This is a genomic window from Micromonospora sagamiensis (assembly GCF_014680085.1).
GTDB lineage: Bacteria > Actinomycetota > Actinomycetes > Mycobacteriales > Micromonosporaceae > Micromonospora > Micromonospora inyonensis.
Genome location: NZ_AP023438.1, coordinates 431,916 through 456,950 on the forward strand (window position 1 = coordinate 431,916; position 25,035 = coordinate 456,950).

Consider the following 25,035-nt stretch of genomic DNA (forward strand, 5'->3'; position numbering starts at 1 on the left):
GCATCCCATATCCGCCGCGCGCCGACGCGAACAGGAACAACCGAGCCAGCGCAGCAACTGGCCTACTGATCTACCGCGAACGATCGGTGCAGAGCTCCCGGACCCGGCTCGGCCCGTCTCAGCCGGTGGCGGTGGGATAGCCGTTCTGGAAAGCGAGCCGCTGGTCCGCGTCCGCCGCAATCTTGTCGAGGTGGTCGTCGAGGTTGAGGAAAGCCTGCCAGGGCTCCTGTCCAGAAGTGGCGGCGAGCCGGTCGACGACGAGTTGTTCGAGGTCGGGGACGCGCTTGGCTTTCCAGATCTTGTCGGCGAGGCTGACGAGTAGATCTTCGAGCTCGACGGTGGTCGTCCGCCAGCTGGCATGTGTCGCGGCGAAGCGTGTCAGGGAAGGCTCGATGCCGGCGTCGAGCAGGAGCTGTTGCCCGGCGGGCTCGTGCCGGGAGCCTGGTCCGGACAGTTCCTCGACGTGAACGGTCTTGCCGATGTCGTGGGTGGCCGCGCCGAAGAGAACGGCCTCGCGGTCGATGACCAGGGTCGGGTAGTGAACGGCAAGCCAGGCCGTGAGCTGGGCGGCGACGTCGTGCACGGCGCGCAGATGCGCGGCCAACCGAGGTGGCGCGTTCAACTCGACGAGGAGGTCGGCGACCTGGGCTGGTAGCTGTCGCAGCGGCGGGACACCAGGTTCGCGCAGGGCATGACGCAGCGTCAATGGCATGGATGCTCCGTCGTGGTCGGCGTGCGGGGTTTCGGCAGACGCATGGTAGAACGCGATCAGCATGCTCACCTTGCGGAGCGTCATGCCGATGAGAGTTGACCGCATAAAGCGGCTGGAGCCTGGCGTTACGTGGACTCGCTCGGCGGGAGATGCGGCTGTGGCGTCCGGCCCCGGCCCTTTCGGATGTACTGGACCCGGGCCTCGTCGAGGCTCAAACTGCCGTTCGGCCCGCCCCGGCCGACTGCGCTGTCGTGGTTGTCCTGGCCATCATCCTCCCACCAGCACTCATCGCAGATCTCGTAGCGCCCTCGCTCCGACAACGTGGCATGGCCGCAGCAGGGACAGGTGTAGGGACCATCACCGACCGCCGCGACGACGTTCTTCAGCGAGGCGTATCGGTGTAGCCATTCCACCCGGCGGCGACCCAGGAGTTCGTCAGCGTCCGCACTGATGGATCGTGTGGCTACGGAGCTGTCCTCCGTCGGCTTGTGGATTACGGCGGGGCGGTCTTGGACGTTTGGATCGGCTGCCGAATGGATGCGACGAGCACCGTCGCCCCCGGCGTCTTCCCTAACTACCTGTTGCTCCTCCGGCACGATGCGCCATCGCCACGGGCCCACATCGCCGAGGCGTCCAGCGTGCCGGAGCAGAACCTGCGTAGAGTGCGCCCGTTTTCCCGTCTTCTGCCGCTGCCGGGTCACTGCGTCCGGAGCCAGCCGAGCCAGAATGCGTGTACTGAACTTCCCGGGCGGCCACCAGTTCACCTTCAGGCCCTGGGTGATGTCGTACGTGTGGAGCACGACCTCGGCGACGCCGAGCGCTGCGAACCCGCTGACATCGCAGGACCCGAAGTGCCACGCCCGCGTATCCGGCCCTGCGACCCGCAGCGCCGCGACGAGCAGCCCGCCGCACGCCTCGACGGCCGCCAACACGTCTGACACCGGCGCATCGTCGCGGATCACCAGATCCAACGGCAGGTACGCATCCTTTACCCGGCCCGCCACTTGAGCCGCGTATGCGAGCAAATCATGGCCGATGTGGACGAGCGTCTCCCGACACGTCCAAGTCAGGGTGCCAGCGGCGACCGACCAGTCGTGGGCCGAAAGCGGTTCGAGGACCTCGCCCATCATCCGGACGGCACGCTCCAGATCCTGAGCCTCCATGCCGCGCATTCTCGCAGACCGGCCAGGTACCCAGAGCACCAAGAAGAACAGGGCTTTCTACATCCGAATCTGCCGCGATCAACGCGCTGAGGTGTCGCAGATCCGCTGGCAGACGACTGTCGCACACCAGCCGACAGAGGACACCACCCTTAGCGTGCTGCGTCTTGGTCCGCCTGGCCCTGAGCGGCCGAACCACCGGCGCTACGACCGGCCAGTGAGATCCCGCCGCCAGCGACCGCCAGCACGAGACTGGCCTCGCCGTGCGAGGACCAAGTCGGCCAGCCCGTCGTCCCACCTGCGCTCTCAGCGGACCTGACGGATGTCCAGCCGCGCGCCAGGCTTCCAATCCAGTGCGCCGATGATCGCCCGATCACGGATCCGACCACTGCTGTCGACCGAGGCCAGGCGATACATCCTCGCTTCGGTGCGCTGCTGCGGGAGGGCCGGCATCGGTAAGGGCGCTCGACGCAGCGGAGCGGCGGAGCCGGTCCGAACGCCTCTCGCCTGTCCTGGAAGCAGGACCGGGGGGACGACGGAAGCCATTGAAGGCTCAGCCACAAGGACCACCACCCTCGCCCGACAGCAAGCCGGCAGAGGTAGTAACCGAGATCAGATTCGCGTGGTCAAGTGCACTTGACCACCAGTACACAGGACACGGCATCGGTGCCGCAAATTTGTGTCCGAGGGGGGAGATGAACCCCCACGCGTAGCACCCGGATACAAAAATGGGTGCTCATGCGATTAAGGATAGCTCAACACAGAGCGTAACCCACTGCTCGTGGGGACTGCGGGCGGAGATCTCCCCGGTGGTCACGCCTTTTGTGTAAGCGACAGGATCGCCTCCTTGAACCCGTCAAGGCGGCGGGCGTGCTTCGGCACGATCCTCGGGGTGAACGAACCGGCCCGGTCCCGTAGCACCTGGATCCACACGGCCCGACCTCGGTCTGCACCGTCTTCGCCCCGTGCCCGTTACGGATGTTGGCCCGCCGAACGGTCGCCTCGTCGACGCCGACCTCGTCGAGGTGAGCATCCAGCTCCGCATCAAGCGCTGATTCCAGGACGGTGCAGGTGATCCCGGCCAAAAACCCACCCGGCCCGACGAGCGACACGGCGTCGACCTTGGCCCGCTCCACCAGCTGCTGCGCGACCCACCGCCGCCGTCGGCCGCGGAAGCGGAGCAGTTCTTCTTGTCTGCCATGACGCGGTCCTTTCTGGACAGGAGCTACGTCCTGTCCAACGGACCACACCCAGGTCAAACGCGGAAATCTATGCGATTCCCCCAACGGAACAGGCCGTCGTAGTCCGGGCTGCCCTTGCCATCGATCAACACGAACTGCACCGCCGACGACGGCGTGAGCTGACAGAACCGAGCGTTCAGCAGCGAGGTCTTGCCGATGCCGGCCAGCCCCGCGACCACCACCCCGGACACCCGGGACGAGCGGATGGCGACCGGCTGCCCATCAGCGTCGACACCCGCCGACCACGTCTCCAGGTGGTCGACGGTCATGGTCTGCCCGTTCAAACGGCCGTTCGGGTGAGCGGGCAGACCAGCAGCGCCCGCAGCCGGACCAGGCCCGGGCGGACCTGCGCCACCCGCACCTGCGGCACCCGCCACGCGCCAACGAGATGCCCAGCAGCGTTCTGGAACTCGACCAGGCCGAGCCGGCCGACCGTGGCCGCGTCCACCTCGACACCCCACCGCCGCACCTGCACCCGGACCGCCGGAACCAACTCCCGCCGCACCGCCACCGTCTGCGGCCGAGATGACCACAACGGCGGACGGACACGTTCGGTCTGCGCCAGGCCCACCCGCACGGCGGTACGCCGCCACATGTATTGGATCCGCCAGCCGGCGCGTATCGCGGGCCGGATCTCGGCGTCGGCCAGCAGATAACGCAGCAGGTCCTATTTAGCCGGCTCCCGTCAAGCCGCCAACAGGCACTTGCATCGCAGCGGCCCGCAAACCGGCAATTATAGAGGAGTCGGCCGCAGGATCCTGCAAGGCATCTAGGGCATCCACCTGCCGCTGCAGTTCGGCTTGGATCGACGAAGCCTGCAACAGCACCTCACCATCATCACTTCCAAGAACCTCTAGATCCTGTTCCCGTGCTTCGAACTCGTCCGCTGCCGCATACGCTCGCTCAGCAACGTAGACAGCGAGGTCAACATTATCGTCGCGCAAAAGTTCCAAGAGATAGACGAGCGAGACAATGGCATCTTCCGCCTGCGGCGCCCACTCATTCCAGTCTTCTTCAGCCGGCAACAGTTCCTCTATTGAGGCCGGCGAAGGAAGCTCTGATACGGCGCTGCTCATATCGTCCCCCTGCAGCCCCGACCAGACCGCGTCCACCGAGGTCCGGACCAGGACCGGATCGCCGACCTCCTCCAACCCACTGAATTTCAAGTATGCGGGTATCAGCACCTCAACACAGCTAACTACAAAGGCGGCACGTTGCCACGGGGCAAGGTTGGCAAGGTCTTCGCGTAGCCGCCGAGAGTCGAAGCGCACCGGGACTACCATCAGTTCTCCTTTCTGAAGGTACGAATAACGACGCTCATCCCATCGGACGAGATCCGATAACCTTCTGACCTGGCTCACCACCCACCGCCGCCTAGCCCGCGACTACAAAACCGCCCCGCCACCTTGGAAGACATGATTCGCTGGGGCGCCATCGGCGGCATGCTCGGCCGCCTCGCCTGAGGCGGACCCGCCACCCGGCAACAACGCCGCATCTTCAACACACCCGACTGACAGACATGCCAAACGCCTTCTCAGGCAGATCCATTAGGTGAGCGAGATGAAGCGAACGGCGCGTCGAGGGAAGTCTTTGGGGAAGATCTTCATTCTAGTACGACGAGAGAGAACGGCCTCCAGCCACTCAACAGTCCCTCCATCGAACCCCTCCCACAATGAACCCCTCGGCTCACCCAAAGCAACGGTCCACCGATCCGGGTTCCCACTACGACTGGTCACCCAGTAGGCGACATCACCATTTTCAGAGCGACCAAATGAAATCAGCTCGTGCGGCCCACGAGGGAGGGAGTGGCCCCTTTCTTTCAAATACGCAAGCGCCCATGTCGTGCGCATATGCTGATATTCGAGATCGAGGCCATCTCGCGAGAACCCAGGGCAGAATAGATAAAAAAATCCACCAAACGATCCGGGTCCATAATTTTTTATGAGCCACTTGTAATCTGACGGCAAGGCGTTACCTAGTACTCCAGCCGGGGATCGTGATCACGGTTCAGTGAGGGCTTGTCGGGCGTAGTGGCTGGTCATGGCTTGGGCTTGGTGACGGCGTCGGCGGATCGACCAGAGCAGTGGGTCCGCTCGGCGGCGGGTGGGTTCGATGATCAGGACGTGGAACAGGTGGCGTAGTTCGTTGACGGTCAGTGGGATCAGCCCGACTGGTTGATGGTGGTGGTTGGCGGTCGCGGCGGCGAGGAAGGCGTGGGCCAGGATCACCAGGGTGGTCCAGCGGTGCCAGGACCGCCAGCGGCGGTGTTGGTGCTGGTCCAGGCCGAGTCCGGTCTTCGCGGCCTGGAAGGCTTCTTCGATCTTCCAGCGGCGGCCGGCTACCGCGACCAGGCGGTGCAGTGGGACGGGTTCCGGTGACCAGCAGCGGTAGAAGGCCAGCTCACCGGTGCGGCGGTTACGGCGGATCAGGAGCCAGTGGTGTCCGCCGTGCGTGTCGGTGGCGGCCGGTAGGGCGGTGTAGGACCAGTCGTACCAGCGGTGACCTTTCGCGCCCCTGCCGGCGGAGATGCGCTGCCAGACGGTGGGAGGAAGACCGGTGGCCAGTGCGTCGACGCGGTAGACGCCGAGGCCGGTGGTGACCTGATGGGACCGGGCCACGGCCAGAACGTAGCCCAGGCGCAGCTGACGCAGCCGGGCGGCGAGGCGTGGATCGTTGCCGTAGGCCTCGTCGCCGGCCACCCAGCGACACGGCAACCCGGCGGTGACCGCGGCGGTGATCATCCGGGCTGCCAGCTGCGGCTTCGTGGCGAACCGCACCTGCTCGGGGACACCTGCCCGCGTCCGGCGTTCGGGGTCGTCGCACCAAGACTTCGGCAGGTAGAGGGCCGTGTCGACCATTGCGTGAGCGGTGTCGGTGGCGTAGACGAGGTGCACGGCGAGCTGACAGTTCTCGATCTTGCCGGCCGTGCCTGAGTACTGCCGCTGGACACCGACGGTGTGCCGGCCCTTCTTCAGGTCCCCCGTCTCGTCGATGACCAGCACCGCCTCGGTATCACCGAGGTGCTGGTCGACGAACTCGCGGACATCAGCGCGAACGGCGGCGTCGTCCCACTTCACCCGGATCAACAGGTCCTGCATCCCGTCCGGGCTGGTGTCTCCGGCATGCTCGGCGATCGTCCAGCAGTTCTTCGACGGTAACGGCGCCAGTAGGCCCCGAACGAAGTCACACACCCGACGGCGAGGCTCGGGCCTGCGGAAACGATGCCCGACCGTCAACATCAGGCCGTCGAACAACACCCGCCACCGTTGGGCGTCTACCCTGTATCTCGCAGCCACCGCCGCGTCATGGTCAGTCCACACAACCGCCCATGATCGACGGTGGCTGCACTCGTTCACCCACCACACCAACCCGCAGCTCAGCCAAGGTCAACATCCCCGGCTGGAGTACTAGCCGAGATTCAACCCCAGCCCAGTCCACTGCAACCGGCACAGAGCTGGGAGGTTCTACCACTTGCCGGAAAGAGTCGGGATTAAACATCATTCACCATGCCCAAAAGCCCGGCAGGGTTAGGGATATCCTGGACCAACCTAGAGCCTCCGCTGCCGCAAGCCGTCATCCTGACGCCGATCGGCATCGGGTTATCAGCATGGAAACCGCAGAAGCAGTGAACTGCAGGTTCTGCCCACCGCGAACTGCGTTGTAGATTGGCTGCTCAAGGTCTCTCATGATCGGCGAGTTCACCGGATCCTGTGTGATGGTGACAAGATTCGACTTTCGGGAACCAGACCCACCCAAGAAGGTGCCCTCGACCAATATTGAAGTCATCACCATTCCCGGGTCCTCCAGGGGCTCTGATTCTGCTACTTGCGGCACTTACCGAGTCAAGCACCGAGGCATTCAGTGATGCGGAAACACTCGCGGGCCTGTGATTTGCATCGAGTCCACCGTATCGGGTACTTCCACCGCCAGAGTACTTATCCTGGTGGATCTTGCCGCCATAGTTGAGAACCAGGACCGGGGAAGGCCCCGCCAGCGCATGGTACGTGTGGTGGGTGGCGACGGTGAGGTCGTGCATGACCTCGGAGCCGGTGAAGTTGTCGACCGCGACGACCGTGACCTCGCGCCCGGGTCCGCCGCCGCCGGCACCGGCACCGGTGCCGTCGCCCTCCAGCCGCTTGTCGTCGTGGACCAGCAGCCGATGTCCGACCTGGAGCTTCCCGGCGTCGAACCACTGCCGGTCCGTGGCGTCCCAGAACGGATGATGCGCCGTGGTCTCCAGCGTCACCGCCCGCTCAGCACCGCCCTCCCGCACAGTGAGGTTCGTCAACTCCCGGTCAACGTTGACGTGCAGCCGGGTCACCGGCTCGGCGCTGGTCTCCCCCGTCTCCGGATCGGTCGCCACCACCTCGTCACCGAGCTGGATATCCCCGATCGGACGGGCCGTGCCGTCGGCCAGCAACACCAACGTCGCCGGGTCGAAAGCAGCCGATTGTGGAGCCGGTGAGCGCGGTCACGGATGAACAGTTCTTCGCGATGCTGCTCGATCGGGCCCGGACACCGACTCCCCCAGGTACCGGTGCCGTGGCTCGACCGGGTTCACCACCGGCGCGGATTCCGACCGCGGATGTCCTCGCTATCCACGCGAATAGACAAAGCTTCGAACGTCACTCCACTCGAAATTCAGAGCCCCCCGATTGGCCCAAGACGCCATAACGTCAACGAGCTGTCGAACATCCACATGGCGCGGAATGTCGAAGGCCAAAAATCGTTCGCCATGCATCTCCACACCCAAACCGAGGTCTGCTGCCACCGATTTTATCGATCCACAGACCTCGTCTGCCGAATCTCCTCCACCTTCGTGCACGAGTGCGCGTAGGACACGATTGCCGGAAAACGCAACAAGGTTCTGGACGAACATACCATCAGGGTCGAGTACGACCTCGTCCAGATAGGCCAGCCCGTAGGCGCAGAACGGTATGCATGCGATGCGAAATCGACGATCATCCAGGCTATTGAGCCAAAGCTGCTCCACTTGGCCAGGAAGCCCCGCATAAGTCAGGTCGACCATTGCGATTTGATAAGGAGCATTCTTACCAAGAGGATCGAGATGATTGATGTACACCGCACCTGTCACAGATACTCCTACTTGCGCCCAGAATTTAGCAGATACCACTCCTGGAGCATCCTAGTACTCCAGCCGGGGATTGTGATCACGGTTCGGTGAGGGCTTGTCGGGCGTAGTGGCTGGTCATGGCTTGGGCTTGGTGACGGCGTCGGCGGATCGACCAGAGCAGTGGGTCCGCTCGGCGGCGGGTGGGTTCGATGATCAGGACGTGGAACAGGTGGCGTAGTTCGTTGACGGTCAGTGGGATCAGCCCGACTGGTTGATGGTGGTGGTTGGCGGTCGCGGCGGCGAGGAAGGCGTGGGCCAGGATCACCAGGGTGGTCCAGCGGTGCCAGGACCGCCAGCGGCGGTGTTGGTGCTGGTCCAGGCCGAGTCCGGTCTTCGCGGCCTGGAAGGCTTCTTCGATCTTCCAGCGGCGGCCGGCTACCGCGACCAGGCGGTTGAGTGGGACTGGTTGGGGTGACCAGCAGCGGTAGAAGGCCAGCTCACCGGTGCGGCGGTTACGGCGGATCAGGAGCCAGTGGTGTCCGCCGTGCGTGTCGGTGGCGGCCGGTAGGGCGGTGTAGGACCAGTCGTACCAGCGGTGGCCTTTCGCGCCCCTGCCGGCGGAGATGCGCTGCCAGGCGGTGGTGGGAAGACCCGCGGCCAGTGCGTCGACGCGGTAGACGCCGAGCCTGGTGGTGACCTGGTGAGAACGGGCCACGGCCAGGACGTAGCCCAGGCGCAGCTGACGCAGCCCGGCGGCCAGGCGTGGATCGTTGCCGTAGGCCTCGTCGCCGGCCACCCACCGGCAGGGCAGCCCGGCGGTGACCGCGGCGGTGATCATCCGGGCTGCCAGCTGCGGCTTCGTGGCGAACCGCACCTGCTCGGGGACACCTGCCCGCGTCCGGCGTTCGGGGTCGTCGCACCAGGACTTCGGCAGGTAGAGGGCCGTGTCGACCATTGCGTGAGCGGTGTCGGTGGCGTAGACGAGGTGCACGGCGAGCTGACAGTTCTCGATCTTGCCGGCCGTGCCTGAGTACTGCCGCTGGACACCGACGGTGTGCCGGCCCTTCTTCAGGTCCCCCGTCTCGTCGATGACCAGCACCGCCTCGGGGTCACCGAGATGCTCGACCACGAACGCGCGGACATCAGCGCGGACCGCGGCGTCGTCCCAACGCACCCGGGTCAGCAGGTCCTGCATCCCGTCCGGGCCACTGTCCCCGGCATGCTCGGCGATCGTCCAGCAGTTCTTGCGCGGTAACGGCGCCAACAGGCCCCGAACGAAGTCACGCACCCGACGGCGAGGCTCCGGCCTGCGGAAACGATGCCCGACCGTCAGCATCAGGCCGTCGAACAACACCCGCCACCGCCGGGCGTCTACCCTGTATCCCGCAGCCACCGCCGCGTCATGGTCAGTCCACACAACCGCCCATGATCGACGGTGGCTGCACTCGTTCACCCACCACACCAAGCCGCAGCTCAGCCAAGGTCAACATCCCCGGCTGGAGTACTAGCCGGCCAGTGCGGCGGCGGCCAAATTCCGGTATACCCTGCCGGCGGATTATACGGGGTCATGCGATCTCGCTTGGAACTGTTGCACGACCGGCAGATCGGCGTGGTGTTCTCGTCGCTGAGATCACCACCATAGTTCCTTGCCTCGACGTGATCAACAGCTTCAGCTGTGTTGTGCCGGCAATATGAGCACATCGGCGTTGGCTTGGTACGGTCCGCCTGAACCCCAATGTTGTAACCGGCAAGCATGGACCTGGGAATTTCCTCACCGGCACCCACACCTCCACTCGAACCCTGCGGAATATCGTGGATAGGCTCGCCATTAGGTCCACAGATGTCCGAGCGAGGTTGATTGATGTTGTGTACGAGTACCGGGGTGTTGCCGGCTATCACATAGTACGTGTGGTGGGTGGCGACGGTGAGGTCGCGCATGACCTCGGAGCCGGTGAAGTTGTCGACCGCGACGACCGTGACCTCGCGTCCGGGTCCGCCGGCACCGGCACCGGTGCCGTCGCCCTCCAGCCGCTTGTCGTCGTGGACCAGCAGCCGATGTCCGACCTGAAGCTTCCCGGCATCCACCCACTGCCGGTCGGTCGCGTCCCAGAACGGATGGTGCGCCGTGGTCTCCAGCGTCACCGCCCGCTCCGCACCGCTGCCCCGCACGGTGAGGTTCGTCAGCTCCCGGTCGATGTTGACGTGCAGCCGGGTCACCGGCTCGGCGCTGGTCTCCCCCGTCTCCGGATCGGTCGCCACCACCTCGTCACCGGGCTGGATATCCCCGATCGGACGGGCCGTGCCGTCGGCCAGCAACACCAACGTCGCCGGGTCGAAACTGTGCCGGGGCTTACCCGTGGAGCAGGAACCCGCCGACACCTCCTCCGCCCGAGGCGGCCGACCCGACGGCGCCGACCCACCACCGCCGCCCGCAGGACCGGACCGCACCGCCGACGCCCCACCACCCTGACCACCACCGGCCGACACCTGCCGAGACGCCGCCGCCGGACTCGGACCACCCCGAACCGCCCGGTTGGCCCCACCAAGCAGTCGGCTACCGCCACCGAACCGGCTCAAGCCACCCGACAGCGCCCCGTCCAGGCCGCCCTCCACCATCGTGCCGGCCAGGCCACTCCACGAGAACTCCTCATCCCCCCGACTGACATCGACCACGACCGTACACAGCACGGTCTCGTTATCGCCGGACGTGTTCCAGGTCGCCACCACCCAGTCGTCGGCGTCGTGGGTGTACCGGGTGGTGCGGGGGATGACAGCGCACCGGCTCGAGGCCGAGGTCTGGCAGCCCGCCTCCACCGACCAACCGTTGACGTGGCTACCTGAGTCGCAGGTCCCTAGGCCCTGTGTCGAAGTCGGTGCCAGGGCTTGAGCTGCTGGCTTGAGGATCTTGGCGTGTCGGTGGTCGAGATGTGACGAGGTCTCCGGTAGATGGTTCAGCGACCAAGCAGAACCCGAATACCGGAGACCTCGTGGACACCCTAGCGGTGACGAGGCGGCACGACCTGACCGACGTGCAGTGGGCGGTGTTGCAGCCGTTGCTGCCGGCACCGAAGCGGTCGGGTCGTCCGTCGTTGTGGAGTAGGCGGCAGTTGATCGACGGGATCCGGTGGCGGATCCGGGTGGGCGCTCCGTGGCGGGATGTGCCACCGCAGTACGGGTCGTGGTCGGCGGTGTATGCCCTGTTCCGCCGGTGGCAGCGCGACGGCACCTGGAAGAAGGTGCTCACCGCGCTGCAAGCTGTCGCTGACGCGGCCGGGCGGATCTGCTGGGACGTGTCCGTGGACTCGACCAGCGCCCGCGCCCATCAGCATGCTGCCGGGGCGAGGAAAAGGGGGATCTGCAGGCCGAACCGCCTGGTGGTATCACCGTCGAGCCCGCCGATCATGCTCTCGGCCGGTCGCGGGGTGGGTTGACCACGAAGCTGCACCTGGCCTGCGAGCAGGGACAGAAGCCCCTCGCCCTTGTGTTGACCGCCGGGCAGCGTGGTGACAGCCCGCAGTTCATCCCGGTCCTGACCGGCATCCGCGTCCCACGCCTCGGCGTCGGCCGGCCGAGGACCCGACCGGACCGGGTCCTCGCCGACAAGGCGTACACGTCGAAGGCCAACCGGGCTTACCTGCGCCGACGCGGGATCGCCGCGACGATCCCGAGCAAGGCCGACCAGGACGCCAACCGACGTAAGAAGGGGTCGAAGGGCGGCCGGCCACCAGCATTCGACCCGGCGATCTACCAGCAGCGCCACGCCGTGGAGTGCGGCATCAACAGGCTCAAACGTAACCGCGCCGTAGCGACCCGCTTCGACAAGCTCGCCGTGCGCTACGAAGCCACCGTGCACATCGCCGCGATCAACGAGTGGCTGTAACCGACTTCGACACAGGGCCTAGCGGGGCCGATCTGCCGCATAGTCAGGTCCGTGCGCCAGTACGCGGCCACCTGCAGCATCCAGTCGGCGATGTCGAGAGACCACTGCCGGCCGGGCCGACCGTCAGCGATCACGTCACCGCCACGCTCGGCGACCAACTGGACCAGCCTGCGGAACTGAACGGTGGCAGCCCGGCGAACGGGAAGATCCACACCGAACGAGCCGCCGAGACCACCTGCACCCCGACATGATCCACCATGGACCGCCGCGCCAAGTTACGAGACGTTCCTTAGCGAGGCGAAGCGAACGGTGCGTCGAGGGAAGTCTTTGGGGAAGATCTTCATTCTGATACGACGAGAAAGAACGGTTTCTAACCACTCAGCCACCCCTCCGTCAAACTCCTCCCACAAAGGGCCCCTCGGCTCGCCTAAAGCAACCGTCCACCGATCCGGATCATCGCTACGGCTAGTCACCCAATAAGCCGCATCACCGTTCTCAGAGCGACCGAACGAAATCAGCTCGCGCGGCCTTCGCGGGAGCGAGTAGCCCCTTTCAATCAAATACTCAAGCGCCCAGGTGGTGCGCCTATACTGAGATTCCAGGTTGAGACCCTCCCGGGGAGCGCCAGGAACGAATAGATAGAAGAACCCGCCGAAAGATCCGAGACCGTAATTACTTACAAGCCATTTATAATCCGACGGCAAGGCAAACCCTAGGCGAGATTCGACCGCAACCCAATCCACCGCTATCGGCACATAATCGGGAGGCTCTACCGTTTTTCGAAGGGAGTCGGGATCGAACATCACTCACCATTCCCGCAGCGTCCAGGGGCCCGCTCAGTCAAGGCGTGCGCAGACCACCCACAACTCGCACTCCTCTGCCGTCACCCCACATACGACATCCCCGGCCAGGGACATTGCGACAAACTCCGGCTCGCCCGGATTCGGACCGAGGGCATCGAGCACCAGGGGTCCATCTGGCAGTCGAACCAGCGCCCATCCTCCGTCGCCGTCCTGCCTCGTGAGGCTGATCAGCAGGGTACCATCGCCTCTCGCTAGGCCACGCTCGTGCACCAATCGGCGCCACTGTCGCTCCACCTGTTCCACCGCATCGTTCGCGGCAAGTGCGACCGACCATTCGGGGCGGGCCAATGAACTGATGACCGGCTTCCAGGCTGCCTGCTCGGATGGCAGCCCTTCCGCTATCTCAGATGCTTCGAGCACCTGGAAACCGGCCGCCCTCAAGCGACTTCTTGTCACTTACCCGCCCTTCATTCTCGGTTGTATCAGCTCTTACTCCCGATAGTACATGTGGTGCGACCCACCGATTGCGCTGTAGCGCTCATATTCTTTGCCACCACCCCAGCCAAAGTCCACTCCCAACTGGCTCGGATCACTCTTGGGCTGCCCAGCATGGAAGTGGGAGTAAGGAGCATTCGGATCATTGGTGTGCTCCACGATCAAACGTGATCCTACCCTGTCCATTTCGTGCTGCTCGTAGTTGCCGTGCGTGCCCGGGTTATCCTCGAACCGGTACCCTTCCTGTCCTCGGCGGGTCCGGTCACCCCCGACCTCCCAACGGAGATCGGGCTCCCTGCCTAGGGGCACGCCAGCCCTGGCGTAGGCAGCCGCGCGAGCCTCGGACCGAGTGTCGAAGGTTTGATTATCCGGTCCGCACTTCTTCTTGTTGTTGTTGTGGACGAGTACCGGGGTGTTGCCGGCTATCACATAGTACGTGTGGTGGGTGGCGACGGTGAGGTCGCGCATGACCTCGGAGCCGGTGAAGTTGTCGACCGCGACGACCGTGACCTCGCGTCCGGGTCCGCCGCCACCGGCACCGGCACCGGTGCCGTCGCCCTCCAGCCGCTTGTCGTCGTGGACCAGCAGCCGATGTCCGACCTGAAGCTTCCCGGCATCCACCCACTGCCGGTCGGTCGCGTCCCAGAACGGATGGTGCGCCGTGGTCTCCAGCGTCACCGCCCGCTCCGCACCGCTGCCCCGCACGGTGAGGTTCGTCAGCTCCCGGTCGATGTTGACGTGCAACTGGGTCACCGGCTCGGCGCTGGTCTCCCCCGTCTCCGGATCGGTCGCCACCACCTCGTCACCGGGCTGGATATCCCCGATCGGACGGGCCGTGCCGTCGGCCAGCAACACCAGCGTCGCCGGGTCGAAACTGTGCCGGGGCTTACCCGTGGAGCAGGAACCCGCCGACACCTCCTCAGCCCGAGGCGGACGAGCCGACGGCGCCGACCCACCACCGCCGCCCGCAGGACCGGACCGCGCCGCCGACGCCCCGCCACCCTGACCACCACCGGCCGACACCTGCCGAGACGGCGCCGCCGCCGGGCTCGGGCCCCCCCGGGCCGCCCGGCTGGCCCCGCCGAGCAGTCGGCTACCGCCACCGAACCGGCTCAGGCCACCCGACAGCGCCCCGTCCAGGCCGCCCTCCACCATCGTGCCGGCCAGGCCACTCCACGAGAACTCCTCGTCCCCGCGACTGACGTCGACCATGTAGCCGGCCCCGGCCGACATCGCACCCGCGACCGCACCGGCGAGGATCAGACAACCCACGCCGGTGGCACACAGCGCTCCGACCGCCACCGCTGCCGCGAGCCCGACCGCTGCGGTGGCCACGAACTTCCAGGGGTCCTTCTTGATTGTCTCCACCGTTGACTTGACGGTGGTCGCGACTTTCTTGACGGCCTTCTTGGCGGTCTCCTTGACGCATTTACCGACGCCACCGGAGACGCACTTCTTCGCGGACTTGTAGGCGTCCTTGACCTTGTTGACCTTCTTCTTCGCCCACCGGACGGTGGAGTCCTTGATCACCGTGGCGGCCTTCTTGGCCTTGGTCACGACCTTCTTCGCCTTGGCCTTGACGTCGCTCCAGGCCCGACCCGATGCCGCGTAGTTGAACGCCGACGACGCCTTGCTGGCCACCGCGCGGTACGTGGCGACCGGGTTCGTGACGACCCTGGCGGTCTTCTTGAGGAAGCTCTTCAGACCCCAGTGACCGGTCGGGTCGATGGTCGTCATCGGGTTCGCGTCGCCGTACTGGAACCGGTTAGCCGCCACCGAATCCGGCACCGGACTGTTCGACGCGGTGTCCCGGGTGTCGAACTGGCCCGTGTCCGGGTTGTACCAGCGGGCGTGCATGTTCACCCGGCCGGTCTGGGTGTCGGTCCACTCCGACTGGTAGCCGAGGTTACCGACCAGCCCTGAGGTGGCCAGGACCGTGCCGAGGGGGTCGTAGCTGGTCGAGCCGGTCAACGTCGTACCGGTGGCGGTGAACTGGCCGACCACGTCCCGGTGCAGATCGGTCCAGGCGTACACCGAACCAGCGCCGGCACCACTGCCTTGGCCGAGCAGCTCGCCATCCGGGCCGCGGGTGTAGGTGGCTGTGCCGTCCTGAGCCAGGGTGTTGCCCAGCCCGGTGTAGCGGAACTGCGGCTGAACGGCCCGGCCCAGCGCGTCGTAGGAGTAGGTGCTGGTACCGCCGGCCGCCTGCTGCGAGACGACCTGACCGAACGCGTCTGCGGCCGTCTCGTAGGTCACGCTGCCGGATGTCGTCTGACGCAGCGTGCCGCGTGGGGTGTAGACGTACGAGCCGACCCCGGTCTGGGCGGTGAGCCGGTTCCGGGCGTCGTAGGTGAACGTCTTCGCGCCGGCCTGGGTTCGGTTGCCTGAGCCGTCGTACGCGTATGCGGTGACCGTGCTGCCGCGGGTCCAGGAGGTCAGCCGGTTGGCGAGGTCGTATCCGTAGGTGTTCGATGACGCTCCGGCGAATCCGGTGGTCACCTTCGAGTTCATGTTGCCGTTCGGGTCGTATCCGTAGGTGATCGACCCGAGAGTCGTCGTGCCGTTCGCCGTACGCAAGGTGTCCGTGGTCAGGCGCTGCAGCCGGTCGTAGATGAGGGTACGGACGTTGTTGTCCGTGCCGTAGGTGATGGTCGACGGCAGCGACATGGTGTTGTAGCCGATAGTGAGGTTGATCCCCGTGGTCGGGTTGGCTGCCGTCCGCAGCCGGCCGGCGACGTCGTAGGTGTAGCTGGTCGTGCCGGCAGCGTCGGTGCGTGACGCCATCCGGCCGTCCCGGGTGTAGCCGAACGACGTGGCGTTTCCGGGGCTGTCGATCGTCAGCGGCAGACCCCGGTCGTCGTAGCTGACCGAGTTGGTGCCGTTCGGGGCGGAGAAGGAGGTCAGCCGTCCGGCGTCGTCGTAGCCGAACGAGCGGGCGGTCGTCGCGGCTTCCGCGCCGGCACCGGTCTGGCCGGTCAGCCGGTTGAGGTCGTCGTACTCGTTGTCGATCCGCACGCCGCCGGGTGCGAGTTGGGCGACCGCCCGCGCGGCCTGGTCGTAGGTCACCGTGTAGGTGCGGTCGGCCAGGTTGGGATGGGCGGTCGTCGCCGGCTCGATCTGCGACTCCGGCAGGCCCCAGCTGTTGTACGTGGTCCAGAAGGCGTTGTTGCGTCCGTCGGTGAACCGGGTCCGGTTCCCGGCCGCGTCGTAGCCGAACGAAGTGGTGATCGCCGTGGTGGCGTTGATCGGCTGGACCTCGCTGGTCAGGTTGTTGAGCGCGTCGTAGCCGAAGGTGGTCGTGGTCTGGCGGGCGTCAGTGGAGGCGACCAGGTTGCCGTTGTCGTCGTACGCGGCTTTCTCGGTGGTCATCACCACGTTGCTGGGATTACGGGTCTCGACCTGCACGGTCCGGTCCGCGCCGTCGTAGCTGAACAGCCGTCGGGTGTCGTCGGCGGTCACGATGCGCGACACCCGGCCGAGACCGTCGTAGTCGATCGAGGTGGGGTTGTTCGCGCCGTCGCGGATCGTGACCTGCTCGCCCAGCACGTTGTTGGTGTACGAGGTGGTCACGCCGTCCTGCGAGGTGATCTTCTGGAGCCACGGTCCGGCCGCCGCCGTGTTGCCGTAGGCCCCGGTGCCGTAGTCGTAGCTGGTGGTGTTGACCAGCGGGGTCGGCTGCCGGACCACCTGGCTGACGGTGACCTGCCGGCCGAGGTAGTCGTAGGTCGAGGTCGACTTCGCGCCGGTCGGGTCGACGGTTTCCAGCAGGTCACCGACGGGGCTGTAGGTGGCGGTGGAGATCTTGCCGGTGGGGTCGGTCACTGTGACCGGGTTGCCGAACGAGTCGTACTCGTAGGTCGTCGTCTTGCCGCGCTGGTCGGTGGTGGCGACGACCTGGCCGAGCTTGTCGTAGGTGGTGACGGTGTGCGCGCCGACGATCGGGGTGCCGCCCGGCGGGGTGTAGTCGGGCTGGATCGTCTTCCACGGGCGGCCCAGCGCGTCGACCCGGACCTGGGTGATGTTGCCGAGTGGGTCCTGGGACTCGACCTCCTCGCCGAAGGTGTTGTAGCCGAGCTTGGAGATCGGTCGGATCGGCAGCGGGGTGCCGCCGAAGACCTCGGTGCTCACCGCCGGGTCGAGTTGCTGGACGAGTTGGCCGGCCTCGTCGTATTCGAAGTCGGTGCGGTTGCCCTTCGGGTCCACCACCGCGGTGGTCAGACCCCGGTCGTCGACGGTGTAGTTGGTGGTCAACTGGTTGGTGCTCAGCGTGGTGTTGCTGGTCCGGCCGTTGCCGCTGCCGTACAGGGTGGCCACTTCGGTGGCCGAGATGGCCCGCTGGTAGACCTGAACGTTGTCGATGTTGCCGGCGAAGGTGCCGCCGCCGCCGTTGCCGTAGTGCACGCCGCCGATGCTCAGCGACGTGACCGAGTTGAACGGGGTGGCGTTCGTGGCGGAGACACCGGTGACGCTGTTGGCGTAGAGCGACATCGCCTTGGTGCTGGCGTCGAAGACTCCGACCAGGTGGACCCAGGTGTTGGTGACCGGGGTGAGGTTCGTCGTCGCCGTCGCGGACGACGCCGGCGTGGTCGAGTCCGACGACGGCGAGACGAAGGCCCACCTGTTCGCCGTCTTCTGGTACTGCAGGAAGAAGGCTCCGTGGTTGTTGCCGCCCTGGCCGACCGCGGTGTACGAGGAGTTCAGGTTGCTCATCCGCACCCACGCGGAGACCGAGTACGACTGGGTGGTGTTGAGCACCGGGCCGCCGGTGTCGAGGCTGCCGGTGGTGAAGGTGCCGAACCCTCCGCCGAGGGACGCGCCGAGGTAGCCGGAGGCGTCCTGTTGGGACGGCGACGAGTCGTGGGCGGTGAAGATCTCCCCCGCTTGGCTGGTCTCGTCGAGCTTCCACCAGCCGGTGGGCCGGGAGGCCGCGTTGGTGCTGACGCTCTCCGAGGTCATCCGACCCATCGGGTCGTAGGTGTTCTCGACGGTACGCAGCACGGTCTCGTTGTCGCCGGACGTGTTTCGGGTCGCCACGACCCGGTCGTCGGCGTCGTAGGTGTATCGGGTGGTACGGGGGATGTCGTTCACGACCACCCGCGAGGACTGCAGGCGGCCGGCCCCGTCGTGCGTGTACTGGGTGTTGGTCGCGCCGTTGTTCTCGGTACGGGAGGACAGGTTGCCGGCCCGGTCGTAGAGGTTCTCCTCGACGACGTGGGTCTTCACCCCGTCGGTGCGGGTCACTTTCCGCAGGGTGCCGTCCGCGTTGTAGACGTAGTTGGTGGTCCAGTTCATCGCGTCGGTCTCGGACGCGAGGCTGCCGTCTGCGTAGTAGGTGTTGAAGGTCAGCCTGGTCCGGGTGCCGTCGGCACCGGTCAGGTGGCTGGTCAACAGGTGACCCTCGGCGTCGTAGAGGTCCTCGATGATGCGCAGCACGTCGCCGGTCGGGCAGGGCTGGCCCGGGGGCGGGTCGCTGTCGCAGGAGACGGCCTTCGTCTGGTTGCCGTACACGTCGTACTCGAAGACGGTGACCGCGTCGCCGGGGTCGACGCTTTTGATCATCCGGCCGTACTGGTCGTAGGAACTTCTGGCCACCCGGGGGCTGTCCCCGCCGGTGGTGTCGGCCACGGTCCGCTCGGTCACCAGGCCGTCGGCGTCGAAGACGTCGGTCGTCCGGGCGGTGTGTACCGCCCCGGTGACCCGGTTCGTCACCGGCGGTTCGACCGTCTCGGTCACTTCGCCGTCCGCGTCGTACGCGTAGCTGGTGACCTGTCCGGCCGGGTAGGCGGTCGAGATCACCTTCTTGGTGGTCGCCCGGCCCAGCCCGTCGTAGGCGAACTCGGTGACCAGCCCGGCCGGGTCGGTGACCCGGACCGCGTCGCCGGCCGCGTTGTAGTCGGTGCGTTGCTGGGAACCGCGCGGCGAGGTGGTGGTCAGCGGCAGACCCGGCGGGGTGACTCCCCCGCCGACGGCCGCTGTGGTGGCGGTCGTGTAGGTCATCGTCGTGGTCCGACCGTTGGGATGGTCGGGCACCGGCGGTGAGATCATGCTGGTCCGGTTGCCGGCCGTGTCGTAGGTGAAGCGGGTCCGGTACCAGGGATCGGTCTCGCTGGTTCCCCGGGCGTCGACCATCTCGATCAACTGGTCGTTGCGGGCGTCCGGGGTGAGGTTGACGGTGGTGGCGTCCGGCCAGTACCGGTAGTACGACGTCTGGCACTCGTCGCCCACCTCGTTGTTGTGATGCCGGCAGGTGGTCGACCGGATCGTGTTGCCGCGTACGTCCTGACCGGACTCGGTTTTTCGGCCCAGCGGGTCGTACTCCACCGAGACGAACCCGCCGACGTCGAAGCCGTACGTGGTGGTGTTGCCCAGCGCGTCCGTCTGTGCGATCAGCCGGTTGCCGTTGACCAGGTCGAACATCTGCTTGATCGGTTTGCCGGTCGGGTCGGTCACGGTGGCCGTGGTGACCGGGGTGAGCACCGGGCCGGTGACCCCGGCCGGTGGCGGCAGGGCGCTGCGAGAAGCCTTGTAGTGGGCGTCGACAGCCGCCTCCGACAGTGCTTCGTTGTAGTAGGCGAACTCGGCGATGTTGCCGGTGAAGTAGCTGACGTCGCGGGACGAGCCGGGCCAGTTGCGGGTGGTGCCGGCACCGATGTAGCCCAGTTCCGAGATTGTGGGCGAGAGTGAGCCGACCTTGGTGCCGACCAGTTTGTTGTCGAGGTAGAGCCGCTGCCGGTCCTGGTAGCCGGCGGAGAGCACGACGTGGTGCCAGTTGCCGTCGTTTACCTTGGTCGTCGAGGTGATCGGGGTGGCGGTTCCCGTGTACATGGCGCCCCGCAGGTAGCCGTCGGCACCGACGTAGAGCGCCGGCACGTAGGCCCCGGTGGTCGGGGTGCCGCCGTTGACGGCTGACTCCTGGTAGCTGTAGAGCACCCCGCTCTGCGTGTGGTTGGCCGGCACCTTGAACCACATCTCGATGGTGTGCGGCCCCTCGAACGGCACCACGCCCCAGCCCTGCATCCGGACGAACGACGTCGTGCCGTTGAAACCGGCCCCGAAGGTGTCCGCGAACGGGCTGGTGGTGTTCGGCTGCGCGGTGTTGAAGGTGACGTTGTTGTAGTAGGCGCGGTTGCCCACCACCTTGTTGACCGCCTCCGCCGGACCGTCGATGTCGCCGAGCCGGTAGTAGTCGCGCGGACGGGAGCCGAGGACGGTGGAGACGTACACCTGGCTGGAGCCGGAGGTGGTGGGGGCGGCGATCTGCCAGACGCCGCCGTTCTCGTCGGTGACCTTGCTGACCCGGCCACTGACCGTGTCGTACTCGACCTGTGCGCGGACCCTGCCGGCGTTGCTGCTGACCTCCGAGATCACCGGCGTTTCGGCATGACCGGACTGGTAGAGGGAGGTGACGGTGGAGCCGGTCAGCGCGTGGTTGTAGAACGCGACGTCGGCGATCGAGCCGTTGAAGAAGGTGGCGGTCGGGGTGGTGTGCGGCTGCGCCGGCCACGCACCCCCGAGGAAGCCTGCGCCGATGTAGCTGTTCGTGGCGCCGAGGTTGGCCAGGGTGATCGCCCCGTTGAGCACGCCGACCTCGACGCCGTCGAGGTAGAGCCGCTGGCTGCCGCCGTTGCCGGCCAGCGCGACGTGGTGCCACTGGCCGTCGGTGACCGGGGCCGGCGAGGCGAGCGTCGAGGCCGCGTTGCCGGTCCAGAACTGGCCGCGCAGCCGACCGTCAGAGCCGACGTAGAGCGCCGGAGCGTACCCGCCGGTGGTGGTGGCGCCTGGATCGACCGCGTCCTTCTGGTAGCTGAACAGCACGCCGGTGGGGGTGCTGGTCCGGAACCACATGCTGAGCGACTGGTACGAGGCGTCGGCGATGGCCTTCGCCGGCAGCTTCACCCGGGAGTCGGTGCCGTTGAACGTGGCGGAGGTGGAGGTGGATCCCGGGTGGGCCGCAGGTCCGCCCAGGGCGACGTTCTGCAGGACACCGGCGTCACCGCCGTCGTTGGACAGCACACCGCTCTGCGCGACCGTCGCGCCGGAGGGCTCGTTCAGTCGCCAGAACGAGTACGGCGAGGAGTTCAGCACGGTGCTGGCGTGCTGCGCCGTCGCGGTGTATTCGTAGCTGGCGCATTCGGTGCTGGTGCCCGGTGGGCAGACCCGTTCGAGCAGATCCGTGTCGTATTCGTACGACCAGGTCAGCGCGGTGCCCGGGGCACCTGGGGTGACCGGGTCGGTGGTGACCGTTGCGACATGCGGGTGCGCGGCGCCCGCCGGGGTGGACCAACCGATCGTCAGGGTACGGTTCGACGCCACCGACCGGAGCTGGTCGACACGCCCGTTGGTGTCGTAGCGCAGGGTCAGCGCCCGACCGGACGCGTCGGTGACCTTCGTCAGGTGGAAGACACCGCCGCCGGCCGACTGGGTGAACTCGTACCCGGTGGCGTCCTTGTCGGTCAGCGAGTAGCCGCCGGTGATCGCCTTGAAGACGGAGAACCGGCCGGACGGTGCCACCCAGGTGCCGTCGTTGTTGCGGCCGAACGCCACCTCCTGCCCGTCGGGGTAGCGGATCGTCGCGGTCTGCAGCACCCCGGCGGCGTCCCGGTCCTCCCGGGCGCGCATGTCCAGCAGCGACGACCAGCCACGGCCGAACGCGCTGTCGGCGCGGGTGTCCAGGCTGTTGTAGTCCCGCGTGATCGACAGGGCGGGACCGACCGTGGCGACCTCGGCGTCACTGTCCGAGGTGGTGTAGTTGCCGACGCTGGCTTCGTAGCCCTTGCCGCCGTTCTGGGCCATCGAGGAGGTCACCGCCGGCTGCGGCACCTGGGTCGAAAACGCGTACGTGACCGGGGCGGGTGGCCCGGTGGACGAGTAGTCGTTGACCTGAACCGCGTACAGGTAGGTCTTTCCCCAGGCGAGCACCCCCGGGGGGACCTTCCAGACACCGCTGGACACCCATCCGGAGGTGGTGATCTGTGTGCCCTGGTCGTTGTAGATCAGGAAGTTGAAGCGCAGCCCCTTGGCCGGCCAGTTGTCCGGGTCGTTGCCCTGCGCGGCCAGTTCGGGGGTGAGCGTGCTGACCGGGTAGTTGTTGGCCGGATAGCGGGTCGTGACCTGCGGCACGACGTTGTCGCTGTAGGTGACGTCGATGAACGGGTCGCACTGGATCGTGCCGTAGACGCTGTTGGCACAGGTCAGGTTCGGGTTCGTCGAGGTGAACCGCTTCCAGGCGTCGCTGTCGGTCTCCGACGCGGTCAGCGCCAAGCCGTAGTTGCTCGCACCGGTCACCCACTCGTTGACTGCCGCCGCGTTCAGCGGCACCGACACCCAGGTCCCGACGTTACGGGTTTTGAGAGTGTTGTTGCACGCGGCGGTGCTCGACGGCGAGGCGTTACCGATTGAGGCCGAGTACGACGGGAAGGTGCCGTACGTGACGGTGGCGGCCCACCAGTTCGAGGTGACCCGGTGCACATCGAAGCGGCGGGCCACGCAGCCTTCGCCGACGCCTTGATAGCTCATGAACAGGTTGAGGTCGGCGGCGCTGAGCCGCTTGCCCGCGAAGGTGGTGCCGAAGGTCGGGAACGGCAACAGCGACTTGGCTTTGCCACCTACGTCGTTGATGCCGACCGCGAAGTTGTCTTCGGAGGACCGGGCCGGCTCAGTCGCGCCGGACTGCACATAGGTGTCGCCTTCGGTGGTGGCGATGGTGGCGGTCGGGTCCAGGACCACCGGGAACCGGCGGGCCGGGTCGCGCAGCCACGTCCCGTCGATCGACATCTTCAGCGTCGGCGTCCCCTCAACGTCGAGGATCTCGTAACGCATCGCGTGCGACATGGCGCCCGCGCCGGTGGCATCCACCGCCGCGTCCTCCAGGTAGCCGACCGGCATCGACACGACGACCTTGCCGTCATCGCTCACGAACTCGACCGCCCCACCGCCACCGACCCGCGCGGTCAGACCGGTCAGCCGCAGCGGGTAGAGGTACTCCGTCGGCGCCTGCGACGACCGCAGCAGCAACAACTCCTTGACACCGTCCGCCATCGCGCCCAGTTCGAGGTCGACGTCCGGGAAGACGTTGGCATACCGGGCGATCTCACGGTCCACCACCGGCGTACCGATGGTCGCACCGGAGAGCGTGAACGCCAGTTCCCGACCACCGCCAAGGGAGAGCCTTACGAGGTCGACGTCACCCTCGCCAGCGGAAGCGGAACGGTCGCCGTCGGCCTGAGCCGACCTGCTCGGCACGGGTACCTGCGGTACCTGCCGGCCGGCGAAGCTCAGATCGAAGGAGTTCCCCGCCACCCGGGGCCGACCGTCGACACCGGTACGCAGGGTGCTGTCGATCGGTTTGAACGTGCCGTCAGTAGCCTGGTAGTTGATCGGCGTGCGGTGCACCCGCCGGGTGTAGGAGCCGTCCGGGTTGCGGTAGACGTCCGACTTCTCACTCGCCGCCGACGCGATCCGTTCGCTGGCCTCGGGGTCGAAGCCGGTGTCGGCCTCGCCGGTGTTCACCGTCCCCGACCCCGGCCGGTGCGGCTCGTAGCGCTTCAGTTCACCCTTTGCCGGCCTGCCCTTGCCACCGGCCGGCGCTTGGGGAGCCTTGACGTAGTGGCCCTGCTGCGGGGCCCGGCCCCGCTCCTGCTCCGGGGTCGACGGGTCGTTGAAGGCCCAGGATGGCCGGGTGGAGAGCCAGCTCCACAGCCAGGACAGCGACGGCGACGATTGGTCCGCCGGTACCACACCGGGTGGTACGCCGATCCCGAGGGCCAGCGCGAGAATCAGGGCCGTAGCGAGCCGACGGGTTGACCGCGTGGCGGTGCGCTGTAGGGCGGATCGTCCGGCCGGTGGTCTGGATCGTGCCTGCCGTTTGTGGGCACGCCGCAACCAACTGCGCATGGCAGTCCTCCCCCGTAGCCAGCGCTGCAAAGTCAAGGAAGCCTGCATTGCGCGAGTCGCACTGGCAAGGCCCTACACGGCGCCACTGTGGGGCAGGGCCAGTGAGCACGTCCGATTACATACAGCGATCCCACTAGTTGGTTCCGGTCATGGGATTGCTCGGCCGCACCTCCTCCTACGCCGACAGGTGGCTATGCTCTGGCGACTCGCCACAACAAGCCGTGAGGCGAAGGCGAACCGGGGGTTGTCATGAGTGAATGGCTGCGGCGGCAACGCGTGCTCGTCGCTGTCGGCGTCGGGACCGTCGTGGCTGTCACGGCCGTCGTGGCGATCTGGGTCCTGTGGCCATCGTCGGACACTGAACCGGTCCGGGAGCGGCGCTACCGCAACACCACCGCATGCCTCCTCACTGACGACAAAGGACTAGCCGGCGAGCCAGCCGCCGCCGTCTGGGCAGGGATGCGAGAGGCTTCAAGCGACACCCGGATCAAGATCCAGCACCTGGCGGTGTCCGGGCCGCAGAACCCGGCGAACGCCCTCACCTACTACAACAGCCTGGCCAGCCAGAACTGCACAATATTCATCGCCGTAGGCGAGGTCGCCGTTATTGCCATGGCCAGCGGACGGTCGAACTTTCCGCAAGCGCGCCACCTCGCGGTCGGGCACGATCCAGGCGACCCGAACGTGACCCTGGTCGAGGCCGCCTCGACCGAGGCGACTCGGACCGCCGTACGGGACCTCGTGAGCCGGGCGGCCTGACCCGACGCCCAATCCGGA

13 protein-coding genes and 2 pseudogenes are annotated in these 25,035 nt (G+C 66.6%); 2 read left to right on the forward strand and 13 right to left on the reverse strand.

The window, feature by feature from the left end; translation table 11 throughout:
• Window positions 1-118: 118 nt before the first annotated feature.
• From IGA62_RS01615 to IGA62_RS01665, 10 genes and pseudogenes are all read right to left on the reverse strand, one after another.
• Complete coding sequence (locus IGA62_RS01615) at window positions 119-775, reverse strand: HD domain-containing protein (protein WP_232625027.1); 657 nt, start codon at window positions 773-775, stop codon at window positions 119-121.
• A gap of 62 nt (window positions 776-837) precedes the next feature.
• On the reverse strand, window positions 838-1,875 hold the full coding sequence (locus IGA62_RS29550) for a CPCC family cysteine-rich protein (RefSeq protein WP_198501191.1): 1,038 nt from the start codon (window positions 1,873-1,875) through the stop codon (window positions 838-840).
• A 752-nt stretch (window positions 1,876-2,627) separates the two neighbouring features.
• Window positions 2,628-3,122, reverse strand: coding sequence for a transposase (locus IGA62_RS30845; protein ID WP_377465060.1), 495 nt, complete (start codon window positions 3,120-3,122; stop codon window positions 2,628-2,630).
• A 38-nt stretch (window positions 3,123-3,160) separates the two neighbouring features.
• Window positions 3,161-3,777 (reverse strand): annotated as a pseudogene (locus IGA62_RS01635) (FtsK/SpoIIIE domain-containing protein); the annotation flags it as partial.
• A gap of 7 nt (window positions 3,778-3,784) precedes the next feature.
• A complete protein-coding gene (locus IGA62_RS01640) occupies window positions 3,785-4,396 on the reverse strand; it encodes a DUF416 family protein (protein WP_145816864.1) in 612 nt (203 codons plus the stop codon).
• Between the two features lie 717 nt (window positions 4,397-5,113).
• A complete protein-coding gene (locus tag IGA62_RS01645) occupies window positions 5,114-6,352 on the reverse strand; it encodes an IS701 family transposase (protein WP_186500139.1) in 1,239 nt (412 codons plus the stop codon).
• 434 nt (window positions 6,353-6,786) lie between these two features.
• Window positions 6,787-7,536, reverse strand: coding sequence for a polymorphic toxin-type HINT domain-containing protein (locus tag IGA62_RS01650; RefSeq protein ID WP_232624851.1), 750 nt, complete (start codon window positions 7,534-7,536; stop codon window positions 6,787-6,789).
• Between the two features lie 171 nt (window positions 7,537-7,707).
• Complete coding sequence (locus IGA62_RS01655; protein ID WP_145816860.1) at window positions 7,708-8,208, reverse strand: DUF4265 domain-containing protein; 501 nt, start codon at window positions 8,206-8,208, stop codon at window positions 7,708-7,710.
• Window positions 8,209-8,284: 76 nt separating this feature from the next.
• Window positions 8,285-9,523 (reverse strand): IS701 family transposase, encoded by a 1,239-nt coding sequence (locus IGA62_RS01660; RefSeq protein WP_145821862.1) that lies wholly within the window; start codon window positions 9,521-9,523, stop codon window positions 8,285-8,287.
• A 137-nt stretch (window positions 9,524-9,660) separates the two neighbouring features.
• Window positions 9,661-10,506: a polymorphic toxin-type HINT domain-containing protein gene (locus tag IGA62_RS01665; RefSeq protein ID WP_232624852.1), complete on the reverse strand. Its 846-nt coding sequence runs from the start codon at window positions 10,504-10,506 to the stop codon at window positions 9,661-9,663.
• A 683-nt stretch (window positions 10,507-11,189) separates the two neighbouring features.
• On the opposite strand from IGA62_RS01665, the gene IGA62_RS01670 reads away from it, so the two are divergent.
• A protein-coding gene (locus IGA62_RS01670; RefSeq protein ID WP_377465944.1) for an IS5 family transposase occupies window positions 11,190-12,067 on the forward strand; the annotation gives its coding sequence in 2 pieces (ribosomal slippage) (window positions 11,190-11,541 and window positions 11,541-12,067; 879 coding nt in all).
• Here the strand turns inward: IGA62_RS01670 and IGA62_RS01675 are convergent.
• The 3 genes and pseudogenes from IGA62_RS01675 to IGA62_RS01680 form a co-directional block, all read right to left on the reverse strand.
• A pseudogene (locus IGA62_RS01675) lies at window positions 12,055-12,308 on the reverse strand (IS5/IS1182 family transposase); the annotation flags it as partial. The gene IGA62_RS01670 and the pseudogene IGA62_RS01675 overlap by 13 nt on opposite strands.
• 34 nt (window positions 12,309-12,342) lie before the next feature.
• The gene (locus IGA62_RS30850) at window positions 12,343-12,870 is read right to left on the reverse strand and encodes an SMI1/KNR4 family protein (RefSeq protein WP_377465942.1); all 528 of its coding nucleotides are present in this window, start codon (window positions 12,868-12,870) and stop codon (window positions 12,343-12,345) included.
• A gap of 489 nt (window positions 12,871-13,359) precedes the next feature.
• Complete coding sequence (locus IGA62_RS01680; RefSeq protein WP_190289245.1) at window positions 13,360-24,102, reverse strand: LamG-like jellyroll fold domain-containing protein; 10,743 nt, start codon at window positions 24,100-24,102, stop codon at window positions 13,360-13,362.
• A gap of 405 nt (window positions 24,103-24,507) precedes the next feature.
• On the opposite strand from IGA62_RS01680, the gene IGA62_RS01685 reads away from it, so the two are divergent.
• On the forward strand, window positions 24,508-25,017 hold the full coding sequence (locus IGA62_RS01685; RefSeq protein ID WP_145816854.1) for a hypothetical protein: 510 nt from the start codon (window positions 24,508-24,510) through the stop codon (window positions 25,015-25,017).
• Window positions 25,018-25,035 lie beyond the last annotated feature (18 nt).